Genomic DNA, 17432 nt, shown 5'->3' with positions numbered 1-17432 from the left:
CGCGTCGTCCTTCCTCGTCAGGCTCCCACCGGGCGCACGGGCTCCCCGGGGCAAACGGGCTGCTCCCTCAGGGCGCGATGTCCGCGCATCACATACCATTCGTCCTAATTTCAGCACTTATGAACGCTGGAAGTGCGGCGAAACGCCTGCCGGGAGGAGTGGGACCTGCGGGGCGTTCCGCTCAGGGCCACACCAGGCAGTACGGCTGGTGGCCCGCCTCGTGGAGGCGGACGGAGAAGTCCTGCCACTCGTGGAGCAGCTGGTAGACGTCGAAGGCGTCGCGCGGGCCGCCGCGGTCGGGCACCGTGGACCAGATGAAGGCGGCGGCGCCGACGGATTCCTCGCCGATCGCGCGGAGCGGGTCGACCACGGTCATCGGCAGCTTCACCACCGCGTAGTCGGGATGCAGGACCACCAGTTCCAGCGGGGGCACCTTGTTCAGGGGCATGCCCTGGATGCCGGTCAGGACCATGGCCGCTATGGTCTCCGGCTTGATCTTCGTGAACATGCCGCCCATGCCGAGCTCGTCCCCGCCGAGCTCCTCGGGGCGCATCGAGATCGGGACCTGGGCCGCCGTCGCGCTGTTGGGCGCGCCGAAGTACTTGTACGTCACGCCCAAGCTCCGGCCCCCGGGAGCGGGAGGTGGTTCCGCAGCGGGTTCCGGGCTCGCCCGGCGCTCCGACGCGGTCGGGTCCTCCGCCCGCCGGCGCCGGTGCCTCCCCCGCCGGGCAGACTCCGGACCCAGGTCGTCCGTCCCCTCGCCCGGTCCGCCACCGCGATGCATATCTCCACCCGACTGCTTCTTCTCGGCAACACGACCCCGCCGCGCGACCCGATCATCGTGTCAGTGACCTCCCCCGCGTTCGTACGGTGAAACACCTGTCCGCAAGAACGCCGTGGCCTCTGACACCATGGATTCCGTGAGTCATCCCTATGAGGCCCCAGTTTCGCAGACGCGGAGGGGGAGCGCTTCGGCGTAACAGACAGGATGCTCACCGTCGTCCCTCCGTTCCCGATGTCGTGCCCGAAGTCGTTCTCGCAGGTCAGGATCACAGTGCCGTATTCATACGAAGCCCCAGTCTCACAGACGCTTTTCGACCGCGCTTCCCTCGTGACGCCCGGCGGCGTGAACTCACCGGTGCGTGCCTTCCGGGCCGTGGGCGGTACGCCCCGGTTCATGGTGTCCGGTTCCGGTCCGTACCTCACCGACGCGGACGGTCGTGAGTACGTCGACCTGGTGTGCTCGTGGGGACCGATGATCCTCGGCCACGCGCACCCCGAGGTCACCGCCGCGGTGCAGGCCGCGGTGGCCCGCGGTACCTCGTTCGGTACGCCCGGCGAGGGTGAGGTCGCGCTCGCCGAGGAGATCGTCGCGCGGATCGAGCCGGTCGAGCAGGTGCGTCTCGTCTCCTCCGGCACCGAGGCGACGATGTCCGCGATCCGGCTGGCCCGCGGGTTCACCGGGCGCGCGAAGGTCGTCAAGTTCGCCGGCTGCTACCACGGTCACGTGGACGCGCTGCTCGCCGCGGCGGGTTCCGGTGTCGCCACGCTCGGGCTGCCGGACACGCCCGGTGTGACGGGCGCCCAGGCCGGGGACACGATCGTGCTGCCCTACAACGACCTGGCCGCGGTGCGGGCCGCCTTCGCGGCGCACCCGGGCGAGATCGCCTGTGTCATCACCGAGGCCTCGCCGGGCAACATGGGCGTCGTGCCGCCCGTGGCGGGCTTCAACCAGGGCCTCGCGGACCTGTGCCGGGAGAACGGCGCGCTGTACATCTCCGACGAGGTGATGACCGGTTTCCGTACGTCGAAGGCCGGCTGGTACGGCGTCGACGGCGTGAAGGCCGACCTGCTGACGTTCGGCAAGGTCATGGGCGGTGGCTTCCCGGCCGCCGCGTTCGGTGGCCGTGCCGATGTCATGGGGCACCTGGCGCCGGCCGGGCCGGTCTACCAGGCGGGCACGCTCTCCGGTAACCCGATCGCGACCGCCGCCGGGCTCGCGCAGCTGCGGCTGCTCGACGACGCGGCGTACGAGAAGGTCGACGCGGTGTCGAAGGAGATCCAGGGTCTCGTCACCGGCGCCCTCGCCAAGGAGGGTGTGGCGCACCGGCTGCAGACCGCCTCCAACATGTTCTCGGTCTTCTTCACCTCCGAGGAGGTGCGGAACTACGACGAGGCGAAGCAGCAGGAGGCCTTCCGCTTCAACGCCTTCTTCCACTCGATGCTGGCCGACGGCGTCTACCTGCCGCCGTCCGCCTTCGAGTCCTGGTTCGTGTCGGCCGCCCATGACGAGCGGGCGATCGAGCGGATCGCCGCCGCCCTGCCGGCCGCCGCGCGTGCCGCCGCGGAGGCGACGGCATGAGCCGGCACATCGACAAGGAGGCCAGGGCGAGCGACATCACCGTCGTCCACCTCATGCGGCACGGCGAGGTCCACAACCCCGACGGGGTGCTGTACGGGCGCCGTTCCGGCTACCACCTCTCCGAGCTCGGCCGTGAGATGGCGGACCGGGTCGCCGAGCACCTGGCCGGCCGGGACATCACGTATGTCGTCGCCTCCCCGCTGGAGCGGGCGCAGGAGACGGCGATGCCGGTCGCCAAGTCGCACGGTCTCGACGTGGCGAGCGACCCCCGTCTGATCGAGGCGGCGAACGTCTTCGAGGGCAAGACCTTCGGTGTCGGCGACGGGGCGCTGCGGAAGCCCGGGAACTGGAAGCACCTGACCAACCCGTTCCAGCCGTCCTGGGGCGAGCCGTACGTCGAGCAGGTCGTCCGGATGATGGGTGCGCTCGACGCGGCGAAGGACGCGGCCCGGGGGCACGAGGCGGTGTGCGTGAGCCATCAGCTGCCGATCTGGATCGTCCGCAGCTTCGTGGAGAAGCGGCGGCTCTGGCACGACCCGCGGCGGCGGCAGTGCACGCTGGCCTCGCTGACCTCGTTCACGTACCAGGGCGACCGGATCGTCTCGGTCGGGTACAGCGAGCCGGCGCTCGACCTCGTGCCCGTGCACCTGAGGGCGGGCGCGAAGCCGGCCAAGGGGAAGTCGAAGGCCTTCGGGGCGTAGACCTGGGCAGGGCCTTCTGGGCGAGCTCAGCGGTTCACTGGACAGCGAGGGAGTGCGCGGTCCACAGTTCAGGGCGATCGGGTGGTGTTCATGCCAACCGGTCGCCCTGAAATTTTTGTGCTATTTCCCGGAACCTACGTGTTCCTCCCGGCATCTCACTCATTGTCGGTTTGGATGACGTTCAGGTCATACGTCAGCGCGAATGGGGATGTCATGCGCGGGATCAGTGGGATCAGTCGAAGGGGGCTGCTCGGGGCGGGCATCGGCGCCGCGGCGGCGATGGGTGTGGCCGCGTGCAGCACCAACAACCAGGACAAGCCGGGACGTTCCGGACCCGGCAAGGGGGGAGACGTCTCGGCGAACCCGAGCACGGCCACCCCGACCAAGGACGACGCCCGGCTCATCGGTGACGGTTCCACGGCCGACACCGGAAAGCAGCCGCACCAGCCCGACGCCCCCGTCCCGCTCGAACCCGGCCAGACCCCGCCCCAGTTCGTGATCTTCTCCTGGGACGGCGCGGGCGAGGTCGGCAACGGCCTCTTCCCGCGCTTCCTCGAACTCGCCAAGAACCACGACGCGGCGATGACCTTCTTCCTCTCCGGGATCTACCTCCTCCCCGAGTCGAAGAAGAACCTCTACCGCCCGCCGAACAACCGCGTCGGCGCCTCCGACATCGGCTACCTCACCGACGACCACATCAAGGACACGCTGAAGTACGTCCGGCAGGCCTGGCTCGAAGGCCACGAGATCGGCACCCACTTCAACGGGCACTTCTGCGGCGGCTCCGGCTCCGTCGGCAACTGGACGCCGGCCCAGTGGCAGAGCGAGATCGACCAGGCCATGAAGTTCGTCACCGAGTGGAAGACGAACAGCGGCTGGACCGACCTCGACCCGCTGCCCTTCGACTACTCCAAGGAGCTCGTCGGCGGCCGCACCCCCTGCCTCCTCGGCCAGGACAACCTGCTCCCCACCGCCAAGCGCCTCGGCTGGCGTTACGACGCCAGCTCGCCCGGCGGCCGCCAGACCTGGCCCGACAAGCGCCAGGGCATCTGGGACCTGCCGCTCCAGGCCGTGCCCTTCCCCGGGCACTCCTTCGAGGTCCTGTCCATGGACTACAACATGCTCGCCAACCAGTCGAAGAACACGACGAAGGGCATGCCCTCGCGCTACCCGGGCTGGCGCAAGCAGGCCACCGACGCCCTGCTCGGCGGCTTCACGCGCGCGTACGAGTCGAACCGCGCGCCCTTCTACATCGGCAACCACTTCGAGCAGTGGAACGGCGGCATCTACATGGACGCCGTCGAGGACGCGCTCAAGGGAATGGCCGGGAAGAAGGACGTCCGGCTCGTCTCCTTCAAGCAGTTCGTGGACTGGCTCGACGTCCAGGACCCGAAGATCCTCGGCAAGCTGCGCTCGCTGGACGTGGGACAGAAGCCCGCCGGCGGCTGGAACAGCTTCCTCAGGCCCGCCACGACCCCCACGACCACCCCGACCGCCTAGGAACCGGCCTTTCGCTTAGGAGATCTTGACAAGGGGCTTTACGGGCACGTAGGGGGGTGCCCAAGATCCCCCAAACGCCCATGCGAAACTTTTCACATGAGCCTTAGCAGTCGTGTCAGTCGCGCCGGTCGTGCCCCTCGACGCACCCTGCTCGCCGTCGGAGTGCTGTCCGCCGCCCTCGCGCTCTCGGCCTGCGGCGGCGACAGCAACGGCACGTCCGGCGGCGGTGGCAACACCAACTTCGTGACCAACACGGGCGGCATCTCCACCGCGGCCAAGGGCGAGCGCGCGTCCACCGGGAAGCTCGCGGGCGAGACCCTCGACGGCAGGCAGCTCGACGTCGCCGACCTCAAGGGCAAGGTCGTCGTCCTCAACGCCTGGGGCTCCTGGTGCAGCCCCTGCCGCGCCGAGGCGCCGCACTTCGCCAAGGTCGCCAAGGACCTCAAGGGCAAGGGCGTCGAGTTCGTCGGACTCAACACCCGCGACCCCAACAAGCAGCCCGCGCTCGCCTTCGAAGAGGACTACGGGGTCACCTACCCGAGCCTCTACGACCCGCAGGGCAAGCTCATCCTCTTCGGCTTCCCCAAGGGCACGCTCAGCCCGCAGTCCATCCCCTCCACCGTCGTCCTCGACAAGGAGGGCAAGATCGCGGCCCGTTCGCTGATGGCGCTCAACGAGGAGAAGCTCCGGTCGATGATCGAGCCCCTCCTCAAGGAGAAGTGAGCCGGTGAACGAGACGGTCACCAGCGGAGCCCTGCTGCTCGCCCTGCCCCTCGCGGTCCTCGGCGGCCTGGTCTCCTTCTTCTCGCCGTGCGTCCTGCCGCTCGTCCCCGGCTACCTCAGCTACGTCACCGGGGTCACGGGCACCGACCTCGCCGAGAGCCGGCGCGGCCGGATGACCGCGGGGGCCGTCCTCTTCGTCCTCGGATTCACCGCCGTGTTCGTGTCCGGCGGCGCGCTCTTCGGCTACTTCGGGTCGACCCTCCAGGAGTACCGCGAGACGCTCACCACGGTCCTCGGCGTACTCATGATCCTCATGGGCGTCTTCTTCCTCGGCCTGATGCCCTGGTTCACCCAGCGCGAGTTCCGCTTCCACAAGAAGCCCGTCACCGGCCTGATCGGCGCACCGGTCCTCGGCGCGCTCTTCGGCATCGGCTGGACCCCGTGCATCGGCCCGACGCTCGCCTCGGTCAACGCCCTCGCCCTGGAGCAGGCCAGCGCGGGCCGCGGCGCGATACTCGCCTTCGCGTACTGCCTCGGCCTCGGCGTACCGTTCGTGCTCGCCGCCGTCGCCTTCCGCAAGGCCCTCGGCGCGTTCGGATGGATGAAGAAGCACTATGTGTGGGTGATGCGGATCGGTGGCGGCATGATGATCGTCACCGGCGTGCTGCTCCTCACGGGCGCGTGGGACAGCATGGTCGCCACGATGCAGGGCTGGTCCAGCGGTTTCACGGTGGGGATCTGAGTTCCATGAGCAAGACCGAAACGAGCGAGACCGGGCGTGCCGCCGAAGAGGCGGCCGGGGCCCAGCTGTCGACCGCTCCCCGGGAAGAGACCGGCATCGGCGGTCCCGCGCTCGGGGTCATCGGCTGGATCCGCTGGTTCTGGCGGCAGCTGACCTCCATGCGGGTCGCGCTGATCCTGCTCTTCCTGCTCTCCCTGGGCGCCGTCCCCGGCTCCCTCATCCCGCAGACCAGCGCGGACGAGCTGAAGGTCGCCGACTTCAAGAAGGCGCACGAGACCCTCACCCCGCTCTACGAGAAGCTCCAGTTCTTCGACGTCTACAGCTCGGTCTGGTTCTCCGCGATCTACATCCTGCTGTTCGTCTCCCTCATCGGCTGCATCGTCCCGCGCAGCTGGCAGTTCGTCGGCCAGCTCCGCAGCCGCCCGCCGGGTGCCCCCCGGCGCCTCGACCGCCTACCCGCGTACACGACCTGGCGTACGGAGGCCGAACCCGAGCAGGTCCGCGAGGCGGCGCTCACCCTCCTCAAGGGCCGCCGCTTCCGCGCCCACACCGCCGGGGACGCGATCGCGTCCGAGAAGGGCTACCTCCGCGAGGCCGGGAACCTGGCCTTCCACGTCGCCCTGATCGTGATGCTCGTCGCCTTCGCCTGGGGCCAGCTCTTCAAGTCCGAGGGCGGCAAGCTGATCGTCGAGGGAGACGGCTTCTCCAACACGCTCACCCAGTACGACGACTTCAAGTCCGGCTCCCAGTTCGGCATCGACGAGCTGGAACCGTTCAACTTCACGCTCGACGCCTTCACCGGTACGTACGAGAAGAGCGGCCCGCAGCGCGGCACCCCGCGCACCTTCGAGGCGAACGTCTCCTACTCCCAGGGCGGTACGGACAAGAAGGCCGTCATCCGGGTCAACGAGCCGCTCGAGGTGGGCGACTCCAAGGTCTACCTGATCGCCCACGGGTACGCGCCCGTCGTCACCGTCAGGGACGGCCGCGGCAAGACCGTCTTCCACGGCGCCGTGCCGCTGCTGCCCATCGACAACAACATCACGTCGACCGGCGCGATCAAGGTCATGGACGGCTACCGCGACAAGAAGGGCGAGAAGGAACAGCTGGGCTTCCAGGCCTTCTTCGTGCCGACCTTCGCGGGCGCCGGCCAGGGCACCATGTTCTCGCAGTTCCCCGCTCTCGACTTCCCCGTCATGGCGCTCACCGGCTTCCACGGCTCCCTGGGGGTCGACTCCGGGCTGCCGCAGAACGTGTACCAGCTCGATAAGTCCAAGATGAAGCAGTTCACGGACGAGTCCGGCAACAAGCTCGCCAAGCGGATTCTGCCCGGCGGCACCATGACCCTGCCCGACGGCGCCGGCTCGATCACCTTCGAGAAGGACATCAAGGAGTGGGCGAGCTTCCAGATCTCGCAGCAGCCCGGCAACGGCCTCGCCCTCGCGGGCGCGATCGCCGCGATCGCCGGCCTGACCGGTTCGCTCTTCATCCAGCGGCGCCGGGTCTGGGTCCGGGCCGTCCGCGGTGAGGACGGCGTGACCGTCGTCGAGATGGCCGGGCTCGGCCGGAGCGAGTCCGCCAAGCTGCCGGAGGAGCTGGGCGACCTCGCGGTCGCGCTCACCGCGCAGGCGCCCCCCACCACGCAAGCCGATCCGGACGCCCTGCCGGAACACGCGGAAGAACCCGCGGAAGACCCCGCCCCTTCTGGAGAGGCCGACAAGTGATCCTCGCCGCCACGACCAACGAAAGCCTGGCGCAGACGAGCGACCTGCTCATCTACTCCTCGATGGCCGTCTACACCCTGGCCTTCTTCGCCCACATCGCCGAGTGGGTCCTCGGCAGCCGCAGCAAGGTCGGCCGTACCGCCGCCGCCCTCACCCCGCGCGCCGCGACCGCCGCCGCCGTGACGGTCCAGGCCAAGCAGGCCGGTGGCACCGCCGTCCTGGACAAGCCGAAGGTCGTCACCCGCGCCGCCGCCGGCACCCGTGACGTGCCCGACGGCCCCGGCGCCGCCGGCGGCACGGTCAAGGGCGACCTGTACGGCCGGATCGCCGTCTCGCTCACCGCCCTCGCCTTCCTGGTCGAGGCCTCGGGCGTGGTCTCCCGGGCGTTCGCCGTGCAGCGGGCCCCCTGGGGCAACATGTACGAGTTCTCCACCACCTTCTCCACGGTGGCGGTCGGCGCGTACCTCGGCTTCCTCCTCGCCAAGAAGGACGTGCGCTGGATCGGTCTGCCCCTGGTGACCACGGTCCTCCTCGACCTGGGCATGGCCACCACCTGGCTGAAGACCCCGAGCGACCAGCTGGTCCCGGCGCTCGACTCGTACTGGCTGTGGATCCACGTCTCCACCGCGATCTTCTGCGGCGCGGTCTTCTACCTCGGCGCGGTCGCGACCCTGCTGTACCTCTTCCGCGACTCGTACGAGAACAAGCTCGCGACCGGCGGGAACCCCGGCGCCTTCGCCCGCTCGGTCATGGAGCGGCTGCCCTCCGCGGCCTCCCTCGACAAGTTCTCGTACCGGGTCAACGCGGCCGTCTTCCCGCTCTGGACGTTCACGATCATCGCGGGCGCGATCTGGGCGGGCGACGCGTGGGGCCGCTACTGGGGCTGGGACGCCAAGGAGGTCTGGTCCTTCATCACCTGGGTCGGTTACGCCGCGTACCTCCACGCGCGCGCGACGGCCGGGTGGAAGGGCCGGAAGGCCGCGTACATCGCGCTCATCGCCTTCGCCTGCTTCCTGTTCAACTACTACGGCGTCAACATCTTCGTGAGCAGCAAGCACTCGTACGCGGGCGTCTGAGCTCGCGGGTGAGGGGGCCCGGGGCCACGCTGGAGACATGAGCGAGATACCCCGGGGCAGGAGCGAGACCCACGACGGGGACACGCATCTGCTGCGGTTCGTCGTCGAGCTTCCCCATCCGCTGCCCGAGGTCTGGGCGGCGGTCGCCTCCCCCGAGGGGCTGCCGGGCTGGCTCGGCGAGGCGGACCCGCTGGAACCCCGGCTCGGCGGCCGGGTCACCCTCCGCCGGCTCACCGATGACACCGAGGTCTCGGGGCGGGTGACCGCCTGGGACCCCGACTACGTCGCCGAGTACACGGTCGAACCGACGACCCTCGGACGGATCCGCTTCCATCTGGAGCCGGGGCCCTCCGGGGACGGCGGGTCGACCGTGCTGCGTTTCACCAACGAGGTGCGGGGGTCGCGGGAGCACCGCCTGGACTCGCTCGCCCGGTGGCACGACCACTTCGAGCTGCTCGCCGAGGCGCTGGACGGCCGCCCGACGGACTGGCGGGCGTGGACGCCCGAGCGGTGGCGGCACCTGCGGGAGCTGTACGAGCGGGAGGCCGCGCCCTGGCCGAAGTGGGAGCCCTGATTCAGGAGGGGGTGTCCGGCTTCGCCACCGACAGCGGTTCGGCGATGTCCTCCAACGAGCGCCGCTCCGCGTTCACCGCGAGGAACGCCGCCACCAGGCCTGCGGCGCACATCAGCCCGGCGCCGATCCGGAACGCGAGGACCGTGTCACCGACGACGCCCGACTCGGTGAGTTCGGCGAAGACCAGCGGACCGCTGATACCGCCGGCCGCCGTACCCAGGGCGTAGAAGAAGGCGATGGCCATCGCCCGGGTCTCCATGGGGAAGATCTCCGAGACGGTCAGATACGCGCTGGACGCGCCGGTCGACGCGAAGAACAGCACCACGCACCAGCACGCCGTCAGGGTCGTCGCGGTCAGCGAGCCCCGGCCGAAGAGCCACGCCGTCCCGAAGAGGAGCAGGCCCGACAGCAGGTACGTGGAGGAGATCATGATCCGGCGTCCGGCGGTGTCGAAGAGCCTGCCGAGCAGCAGCGGGCCGATGAAGTTGCCCGCCGCGATGACGGCGAAGTAGTAGCCGGTGTGCCCGGTCGGCACGTCGAAGAACGTGGTGAGGATGGCGCCGAAGCCGAAGGTGATCGCGTTGTAGAGGAACGCCTGCCCGATGAAGAGGGACAGGCTGAGGACCGCGCGGCGCTGATAGCGGGCGAAGACCGTCCTGGCGATGAGCCCGAAGCCGATGCTCCTGCGCTGGTGGATCGTGATCTCGCCGGCCGGCGGCGGCAGCGCCTCGCCCTTCTCCCGCCCGATCTCCCGCTCGACCGACGACACCAGTCCTTCGGCGGCCTCCCCCCGGCCGTGGATGAACTGCCAGCGTGGGCTCTCCGGCACATGCCGTCGTACGAGCAGGATGACGAGGCCGAGGACGACGCCGAGGGCGAAGCTGAGCCGCCAGCCGAGGTCCTTCGGGAAGATGTCGGTGTCCAGCATGACGATCGAGAGCAGCGCGCCGCCGATGGCGCCGAGCCAGTAACTGCCGTTGATGATGAGGTCGACCCGGCCCCGGTAGAGCGACGGGATCAGCTCGTCGATCGCCGAGTTGATGGCCGCGTACTCGCCGCCGATGCCGAAGCCGGTGAGGAAGCGGAAGAGGAAGAACCACCAGGACTCGAAGGACAGCGCCGTCATCGCCGTCGCCCCGAGATAGACCGCCAGCGTGATCATGAAGAGCTTCTTGCGGCCGTAGCGGTCGGTGAGCCAGCCGAAGAACAGCGCTCCGGAGCAGGCTCCCGCCACGTACAGGGCGGCGGCGATGCCGGTGACCTGCGCGGAGGTGATGTCGAGGCCGCTGCCCTCCTCCGCGAGGCGGCCGGCGACGTTGCCGACGATGGTGACCTCGAGTCCGTCGAGGATCCAGACGGTGCCGAGGCCGATCACGATCATCCAGTGCCACCGTGACCACGGCAGGCGGTCGAGGCGGGCCGGGACCGCCGTGGTGACCGTGCCCGTGTCCGCCGGCACCGGCGCCGGTGCGGAGTCGACTCCCATGGATGGCGCTCCCTTCGTCCGGTCATGCGGCTGCCCGCGTACCCCCGGGGCGGGAGGGCATGCCGGGCGCGCCGCTGTCCCAGCTTCGGCGGAGCGGCCGGGGGCGACAACAGCTGCCCGGCCCGGCTCGGCCGTTCGGGGGCGGAGGAGGGAAGGCGGGGGGCAGCCGCGGTTCGGCGGCGGGCGCTCGGCGGAGGGCGGTCAGCCGCGCTTCGGCGGGAGGCAGGAGAGGGTCGGCGGTTCGCCCTCCGGCCAGGCGATCTGGACGAAGCGCTGGGTGCCGTCCTGGGCCAGTTCCACGATCGGGACCGCCTTGTTGTACGGGTTCCCGTAGTTGTCCAGGCAGATCCAGCCGCTCGCCCCCTGGACCCGCAGCGAGCCCTTGACCTGCGGCCACTGGGTGACCACGTCCGCGAGCTGCGGGTAGGGGGAGCCCTGCGGGGTAGCCTGGCGGATCGCGTGGACCGCCGTCGCCATCGCGTCGTACGCGACGATCGCCTGCCCGTCCGCGAGGGCCACCGGCGTCTTCGAGGCGCGGGCGATGTCCGTCACGAAGGTCGAGTACGCCACCACCGAGCCGCCCGTCGCCGGGACGGGCCGGCCGGGTGCCGGCTTCCAGGCGTCGGGGTGGGCGAGTGCGGCGTACCGCACGGTCAGCTTCGCCTTCAGCGCGTCCCGGTCGAGCTTCTCGTCGGCGCCCAGGTACGAGCCCTCGTCGCCGGTCAGGACCGTGAAGGCGCGGTCGACGCAGCCGCGCGCGCCGAGCGCGTTGATGAACTGGCGCAGCTGGGTGTGGCGGCCGGCGAAGAAGACCGTCTCGGCGCGGGTGTCGCAGATCAGATGGGTGATCTGGCGGAAGGTGTTGGCGGTGGTGCCCTCCGCCGTGGGGTCGGCGGGGGAGGTGAAGAGCGCCGGTTCGTGCGGGGCGCCCTTGAGGTTGGCGGCGAAGGCGGACTTGAGGGTGTCGGTGTAGTGGTCGCCGGTCCGGGTGTCCTGGACGAGGAAGGCCTTGGCGGCGTCGACCTTGCCGAAGTGGGCGAGGGCCTTCGCCTCGTCGGTGTTGGTGGGGGAGACGCGGGCGAGGCCGGGGTAGCGGTTGCCGGCTCCGGGGCCGTTGGCGATGTCGTCGGCGGTGATGGTGGTGCCGACGACGGCGATCCCGGCTCCGGTGAGGGCGGTCACCGCCTCCCGCATCTCGGTGGAGGAGGTGGCGACGCCGGAGACGGCCCGCAGCCGGTCGGCGGTGTCCGTCATGGTGACGAGCCGGTCGACGGTGGTGCGCCAGTGGGCGTTGCCCTGGCCGGTGTTGGCGAGGACGAGCCGGATCCTGGGGGTCTCGTCGTTGGACTCGTGGTTGGCGCGGAACTGGTAGGCGTACGCGCCCTGGAGCTCGTGCAGCACCTTGGTCCGCATGCCGCTGTCGGTCGAGGTCAGCGGCAGGAGGACGGCGACGGTCACGTACTCGCCGGCCTTGAGCGAGGCGTTCTCCCCGCTGATGGCGGCGGCGATGTCGCGGAGTTCGGCGATGCCGAAGTCGTGGCCTCCGCCGTTGACGCCGACGCACTCGTCGCTGCCGGCGGGCCGTTCGACGCCGGGGGCGCAGGAACGGTCCTCCGGGGTGGTGAGCCGGGCGACGCCGTAGCCGCCGAGGCCGAGGACGACGGCGGCCGCGACGACCGAGGCGACGAGCTTCTGGCGGGGGGTGCGGACGCGGCGGCGCAGCCGGTCGGTCAGACGGTCGGGCATGGCGTCAGACTCCGTCCTCGCGGCCCGGCGGAAGCGAGAGCTCCCGCCAGGCACGGATGTCGCGCGGCCAGTGGGTGGCCGCGTCCCAGAGCGAACCGCTGCCCGTCAGATGACGGCCGGAGAGCCGGCGCAGCTCGTGCGCGAGGCGGTCGGCCACCTCGTCGTCGGGCAGTGCGAGCGGATCAGTGAGCAGCCATACGGCGTGCAGCAGCCGCCGTACGGACAGGTGGAGTTCGGCGGTGTCGGCGTCGAGCCCCGGCGGCAGCTCCCCGAGCGGCCCCTGGCCGAGGGCGACCGCCCGGCGCGGGTCGGGCCCGGTCCTGTCGCGCTCCCGGGGGCAGGGGGCGGATCCGATGAACCGCAGCCGGCCCAGCCAGCCGAGGACGTCCTGCTCGGGGAACGTCTCCCGCAGATGGGTGACGGCCTCCTCGGTGCGGCCGAGCGCCAGGTCGTGATGGAGCCGGTACGGGCCGGGCTCGGGCCCGTAGTGCCGGTGCAGGGTCTCGTGGACGGCCTGCCAGGCGGCGTAGTGCGGGTGGTCGCCGTCCTCGAAGCGGAGCCGGTGCAGGAGCAGCGCGCGCAGGAGCGGATCGGCGACGAAGTGCCCCGGGCCCTCGGGCCAGTCCTCGGAGCGCAGCTGGTCCCGTACGCGCAGCGCCACGTCCCCGTCGAGGGACTCGCCCTGGAGCCGGGCGTGGGCCAGCATCCGGGCGGACTCCTCGTCGTGGGCGGCGGCGAGCACCGCGTACGGGCCGGGTCTGCGCACCGGGAGGAGTTCGGCGAGCAGGGCGGGGGCGACGGGCACCGGCGGGGTGTCCTCGCGCAGTTCCACGGTCAGGTCGAGCAGCCCGGCCGGGGTGAGCCCGGCCCGCAGGTGCTCCGGGGCCTCGCCGGCGGCCCGGCCGAGGAGCGCCACGCCGAGCGGGCGGCCGCCGGTCAGCCGGTGGACGGCCCGGGCGAGTTCGGGGGGTGTCCGGCCCGCCGGGTCGTGGTGGTCGAAGGCGGAGCGGGTCTGGGCGGGGGAGAGCGGCGTCAGTTCGACGGCGAGGATGCCGGAGCCGACGCTCGTCCCGCGCGGGCACGGCGCCCGGTGCGCGGTCTCCGGCAGCCGGGTCCTGGTGGCGTGCCGCAGCCCCTCGTGCTCGCGGATCCGGGAGGCGGCGAGGACGACGACCCGGTCGCGGCGGCCCTCGGCGCGAGCGCGCAGGATCGGTTCGACGAGCTGCCGGCCGAGCGGCTCATGGGCGTTGTCGAGGAGGACGAGCGGGCGGCCGATGCGGCTGCCGCGCCGAATCCCGGTGTAGGCGTGCAGCAGGTCCTCGGTGAGGGCGCCGACGAGGAAGTCCTCGGCCTCGCGGCGGCGCCGGCCGCCCTGCTCGAAGTCGATCGCGAGCTGCTGGAGACCGGCCTTGCCGCGCCCGCCCGCGTTGCGGTAGCTGCCGTACCAGTTCTCCGAGGTGCGCTGGAGGCGCCCGAAGACCTCTTCGAGGACGGTCTCCACGGTCGCCTCGGCGAGCAGCCCGGCGAGCGGGACAGCGGCCTCCGCGAACCGGGCGGCGAGCTTGGCGAGGACCTTGCCGACCCAGTTGGCGGCGGCGCCCCGGGTCGCGTCGACGGTGGCGAGCAGCGGCCCGAGGCGCAGCAGGTCGCGACGGGCCCGCTCGTCGTCCTCCCGGGACCAGCCGAGCGAGGCGACGGCCACCAGGCCGAGCGAGAGGCGGGGGAACCGCACGGGCCGGGCGCCGAGGACCTTCGGCGACAGCTGGACGGCGAGCTCGGCGAGCGCCCCGGTGACCGGCGTCCAGCCGGGGCCGTGGTCGGCGGGCGGCTCGATGTGCGCGCAGTCGAGCAGGGCGAGCGGGGTGTAGCCCTTGTAGCGGTTGCGGACCTCCTTGAGCAGGGCGGTCTTCCCCGTGCCGCGCCCGCCCGTGAACACCGTGACCGGTGGATCGTCCCCGTGCTCGAACGGCACCCGGGCGGCACCGTGCCGCGTGAGGCCGCTGAGCCGCGCGACCAGCCCGGTCTCGTGCAGGACCGCCTCGCGGCCGTACAGCTCCCTGTCCACGCCCCCGCCACCCCCGTCACAGTCAACCCAAGGATATCGACGGTGTGTTGGGAAAGCGGCCCGCTTTTCGACACTGCTTTCGAGTCGTGGTGAGGGATGGTGTCATTTCTCCGTGGCGATGGCGTCGAGCTGGGCCCGCAGGTACCCGTGCGACTCGATGCCGTGGATCGTCGTCCCGGGCGTGCACTCGTAGAAGTACACCAGCGACATCAGCTCCTCCGTCGGTACGTCGGCCGGCGGCGGCAGCACCCGGTGCCGTCCCGAACGCCACCGTCCGCCGGTCCAACCGGCCATCAGGTCACCGATGTTGACGGTGAAGGCGGCCGGGTCGTACGGCGCGTCCTGCCAGCCGCCCGCGTCGGTGAAGACCTGGAGCCCGCCCCTGCCCGCCTCCCGGTCGAGGACGGTGACCGTGCCGAAGTCCGTGTGCGGGCCGATCCGGAACTGACCCGGCTCCGGATCGCCCGTCCGCTCCCGCCCCGGATACCAGTTGATGTTGAAACCGAAGGTGGGGTGCCCGGTGTGCCGGGTGAAGAAGTCCCGCTCCTCGCCGAGCGCCGTGCCGAGCAGATCGAGGACGCGGTCGGCGAGCGCCTTCATCTGTGCGAGGTAGTTCTCCACCAGGGGTCTCAGCTCCGGGACCTCGGCGGGCCAGGTGTTCGGCAGGAACCACTCGGCGTCCACGGCCGGGTCGCCGGTCGGCTCGTCCGCCGCGAAGGAGAGCGACTCCTTCAGGTCGGGCGGGGTCGCGGTCCCCTCCGCGTACCCGTTGGCCTCGGCACCGGGCCCGAGCCAGCCCCGGCCACCGACCCGCACGGCGTACGGCTCCTTGAGGGCGGGCGGGAGATGGAAGAACCGTCGGGCGACCGCCCGGATGTCTTTCCGCAGACCAGGGTCGACACCGTGTCCGGCGACCAGCAGGAACCCGGCGTCGCGCAGGGCACGGTCGACGGCGGGGAGCTGAGGGCCGGGGTCGAGACGGAGGTCGACGGTGGGAAGGCGGGCTTCACTCATCGCCGATGTCCTCGTTCCAGAGGGCGGGGTTGAGCTGGATGAACTCCCGCATGAGAGCAACACATTCGGGGTCGTCGAGCACCACGACCTCGACCCCGTGCTCCGCCAGCCAGTCGTGCCCGCCGTGGAAGGTCTCCGCCTCCCCGATGACGACCCGCGAGATCCCGAACTGCCGGACGAGCCCGGAGCAGTACCAGCAGGGCGAGAGGGTGGTGACCATGGTCGTCCCCCGGTACGAGCGCTGCCGCCCGGCCGCCCGGAAGGCGGCGGTCTCCCCGTGCGCGGACGGGTCCCCGTCCTGCACGCGCCGATTGCGCCCGCGCCCGAGCAGCGTCCCATCGGCTCCGTAGAGGGCGGCCCCGATGGGGATCCCGCCCTCGGCGAGCCCGGCGCGGGCTTCGGCGAGGGCGGTGGCGAGCCAACGCCGTGCGACTTGTTCGTCCATACCGCGATGTCTTCCCCGGCGGCGCGGGGACATCACACCTGCTCGGCTCCGCGCGGTCGGCGCCGTCCCGCCTGCCGCTGGATACGCTGACCGGGGCACCCCTGGGAGGACATGGTGACGGCACAGCCTGAACACACCGGAGAACTCATCCCCCGTCCCGAGCAGACTCCCTCCGCGCTGCGGGCAGCCCTGGCGGTGGTCGCTCCGGAACGGTTGCCCGAGATGGACGCCAGCCAGCGTGCCGCCGTGACCGAAGCCATCGAGCAGAGCGATATCACCCCGCTGCGCGTATTTCTGATCCAGTGGGCCGCCGTCATCGAGATCGAACGCTTCCCCGACACGGCCCGCGAACTGCGCCGCGCCGAGTATCTGGCCCGGATCGCGGAGGACCCGGCGGAGAGCCGCCGGTACGTACGGGCGGCGGGGGACATCATCCGTGCCGCGCACAGGGCGGTGGGCTTCTCGTCCCGCGATACGCGTGCGGATACGTCCTCCAGGTGACCTACCTCTGAGAGGGGGCGACCCTTACCTGCCGTCGGCGGGAGTGACGTAGGAACCCTTGCCGGGCACGGTGATGATCAGCCCGCGCTCGCGGAGTTCACGCATGGCCCGGCGGGCAGTCAGTACGGCGATGCCGTACTCCTCGGCGAGACGGACCGGCGTGGGGATCATCCGGTCCGGGGCGTACTCCCCGGTTTCGATCTTCGCTGCGATCACTTCGGCCAGCTGCATGTACAGCGGGCGGGCCGACTGCGGGTCAAGGCTCATGTATCCATGCTAGATAGTCACACAAGTACACGTTCGGATGGTTCTAGCTGCATCATGATGCATCACAGTGCATCACGCTCTACGGTGTGGGGCACGAAACGGAAGACCCCGGCGACCGCTGCAACCGGCCCCGGGGCACGGCCACCAACTAACAACGGAGTTGATGACGTGCGGAACCCTATCGCGCGCGTACTCGGCAGGGCCCTGATCCCCCTACTGCTCGGGCTGCTCATGCTGACCCTGCCACCCACCGGCCGGCACCGGCCACGCCCGGTTGCCCACCCGCACCCGGCGCCCCGGCCCCGGGCGCCGCGTCACCGCGCCCCCGCCCGGCGGTCGCCCTACGCCCAGGAGCAGATGGCGCCGCTCGACGGCTCCCGGTCGCCCCTGGAACGCCCCTACCTGGCGGCGGTGCAGCGGCGGCGTCGGCGGGCGCTGTGGCTGGCCACCGTCGGGGTGGACGTCGACCAGCGGAACATCCACGCCGGGGCCGCCCGATGAGCCGC

17 protein-coding genes are annotated in these 17432 nt (G+C 71.0%); 10 read left to right on the top strand and 7 right to left on the bottom strand.

All coding sequences use genetic code 11. The annotated features are described in order from the left end of the window. Window positions 1-181: 181 nt before the first annotated feature. The gene (locus ACZ4VK_RS25530) at window positions 182-784 is read right to left on the bottom strand and encodes a hypothetical protein (RefSeq protein ID WP_468356236.1); all 603 of its coding nucleotides are present in this window, start codon (window positions 782-784) and stop codon (window positions 182-184) included. A gap of 231 nt (window positions 785-1015) precedes the next feature. Between ACZ4VK_RS25530 and hemL the strand changes: the two genes are divergently transcribed. The 8 genes from hemL (at window position 1016) to ACZ4VK_RS25490 (ending at window position 9402) form a co-directional block, all read left to right on the top strand. Beyond that, entirely contained in the window at window positions 1016-2362 is a 1347-nt protein-coding gene (gene hemL / locus ACZ4VK_RS25525) for a glutamate-1-semialdehyde 2,1-aminomutase (protein WP_468356381.1), read from the top strand. Continuing rightward, window positions 2359-3063: a histidine phosphatase family protein gene (locus tag ACZ4VK_RS25520; RefSeq protein ID WP_468356233.1), complete on the top strand. Its 705-nt coding sequence runs from the start codon at window positions 2359-2361 to the stop codon at window positions 3061-3063. Before hemL ends, ACZ4VK_RS25520 begins: the two co-directional genes overlap by 4 nt. Window positions 3064-3285: 222 nt before the next feature. Next, complete coding sequence (locus ACZ4VK_RS25515) at window positions 3286-4563, top strand: polysaccharide deacetylase family protein (protein ID WP_468356378.1); 1278 nt, start codon at window positions 3286-3288, stop codon at window positions 4561-4563. Between the two features lie 96 nt (window positions 4564-4659). Next, complete coding sequence (locus tag ACZ4VK_RS25510; RefSeq protein ID WP_468356230.1) at window positions 4660-5286, top strand: TlpA family protein disulfide reductase; 627 nt, start codon at window positions 4660-4662, stop codon at window positions 5284-5286. Between the two features lie 4 nt (window positions 5287-5290). Beyond that, entirely contained in the window at window positions 5291-6028 is a 738-nt protein-coding gene (locus ACZ4VK_RS25505; RefSeq protein ID WP_468356227.1) for a cytochrome c biogenesis CcdA family protein, read from the top strand. A gap of 5 nt (window positions 6029-6033) precedes the next feature. Then, a complete protein-coding gene (gene resB, locus ACZ4VK_RS25500) occupies window positions 6034-7752 on the top strand; it encodes a cytochrome c biogenesis protein ResB (protein ID WP_468356224.1) in 1719 nt (572 codons plus the stop codon). After that, on the top strand, window positions 7749-8828 hold the full coding sequence (gene ccsB, locus ACZ4VK_RS25495) for a c-type cytochrome biogenesis protein CcsB (protein ID WP_468356221.1): 1080 nt from the start codon (window positions 7749-7751) through the stop codon (window positions 8826-8828). The genes resB and ccsB overlap by 4 nt, the downstream gene beginning before the upstream one ends. Window positions 8829-8865: 37 nt before the next feature. Continuing rightward, window positions 8866-9402 carry an SRPBCC domain-containing protein gene (locus tag ACZ4VK_RS25490; protein WP_468356218.1) on the top strand — a complete coding sequence of 179 codons (537 nt, stop codon included), beginning with the start codon at window positions 8866-8868 and terminating at the stop codon, window positions 9400-9402. A 1-nt stretch (window position 9403) separates the two neighbouring features. On the opposite strand, the gene ACZ4VK_RS25485 is transcribed toward ACZ4VK_RS25490, so the two are convergent. The 5 genes from ACZ4VK_RS25485 to ACZ4VK_RS25465 all read right to left on the bottom strand — a co-directional run bounded on the left by ACZ4VK_RS25485 (window position 9404) and on the right by ACZ4VK_RS25465 (window position 16158). Continuing rightward, a complete protein-coding gene (locus tag ACZ4VK_RS25485) occupies window positions 9404-10888 on the bottom strand; it encodes an MFS transporter (protein ID WP_468356215.1) in 1485 nt (494 codons plus the stop codon). 201 nt (window positions 10889-11089) lie between these two features. Then, window positions 11090-12634, bottom strand: coding sequence for a hypothetical protein (locus ACZ4VK_RS25480; protein WP_468356212.1), 1545 nt, complete (start codon window positions 12632-12634; stop codon window positions 11090-11092). Between the two features lie 4 nt (window positions 12635-12638). Continuing rightward, window positions 12639-14699, bottom strand: a complete 2061-nt coding sequence (locus ACZ4VK_RS25475) for a hypothetical protein (protein WP_468356209.1) — start codon at window positions 14697-14699, stop codon at window positions 12639-12641. Between the two features lie 102 nt (window positions 14700-14801). Continuing rightward, window positions 14802-15713: an isopenicillin N synthase family dioxygenase gene (locus ACZ4VK_RS25470; protein ID WP_468356206.1), complete on the bottom strand. Its 912-nt coding sequence runs from the start codon at window positions 15711-15713 to the stop codon at window positions 14802-14804. Continuing rightward, on the bottom strand, window positions 15706-16158 hold the full coding sequence (locus ACZ4VK_RS25465; RefSeq protein WP_468356203.1) for a nucleoside deaminase: 453 nt from the start codon (window positions 16156-16158) through the stop codon (window positions 15706-15708). The genes ACZ4VK_RS25470 and ACZ4VK_RS25465 overlap by 8 nt, the downstream gene beginning before the upstream one ends. Window positions 16159-16272: 114 nt before the next feature. On the opposite strand from ACZ4VK_RS25465, the gene ACZ4VK_RS25460 reads away from it, so the two are divergent. Continuing rightward, the gene (locus tag ACZ4VK_RS25460; protein ID WP_468356200.1) at window positions 16273-16659 is read left to right on the top strand and encodes a hypothetical protein; all 387 of its coding nucleotides are present in this window, start codon (window positions 16273-16275) and stop codon (window positions 16657-16659) included. Window positions 16660-16683: 24 nt separating this feature from the next. Here the strand turns inward: ACZ4VK_RS25460 and ACZ4VK_RS25455 are convergent, their stop codons facing one another. After that, window positions 16684-16926 (bottom strand): GntR family transcriptional regulator, encoded by a 243-nt coding sequence (locus tag ACZ4VK_RS25455; protein ID WP_468356197.1) that lies wholly within the window; start codon window positions 16924-16926, stop codon window positions 16684-16686. 168 nt (window positions 16927-17094) lie between these two features. Between ACZ4VK_RS25455 and ACZ4VK_RS25450 the strand changes: the two genes are divergently transcribed. Further along, complete coding sequence (locus ACZ4VK_RS25450; RefSeq protein ID WP_468356194.1) at window positions 17095-17427, top strand: hypothetical protein; 333 nt, start codon at window positions 17095-17097, stop codon at window positions 17425-17427. The last annotated feature ends 5 nt before the right edge of the window (window positions 17428-17432 follow it).

This window comes from Streptomyces sp. NPDC028711 (assembly GCF_055565415.1).
The sequence above is the reverse complement of the archived record's forward strand: the minus strand, read 5'-3'. Positions and strand labels throughout refer to the sequence as shown.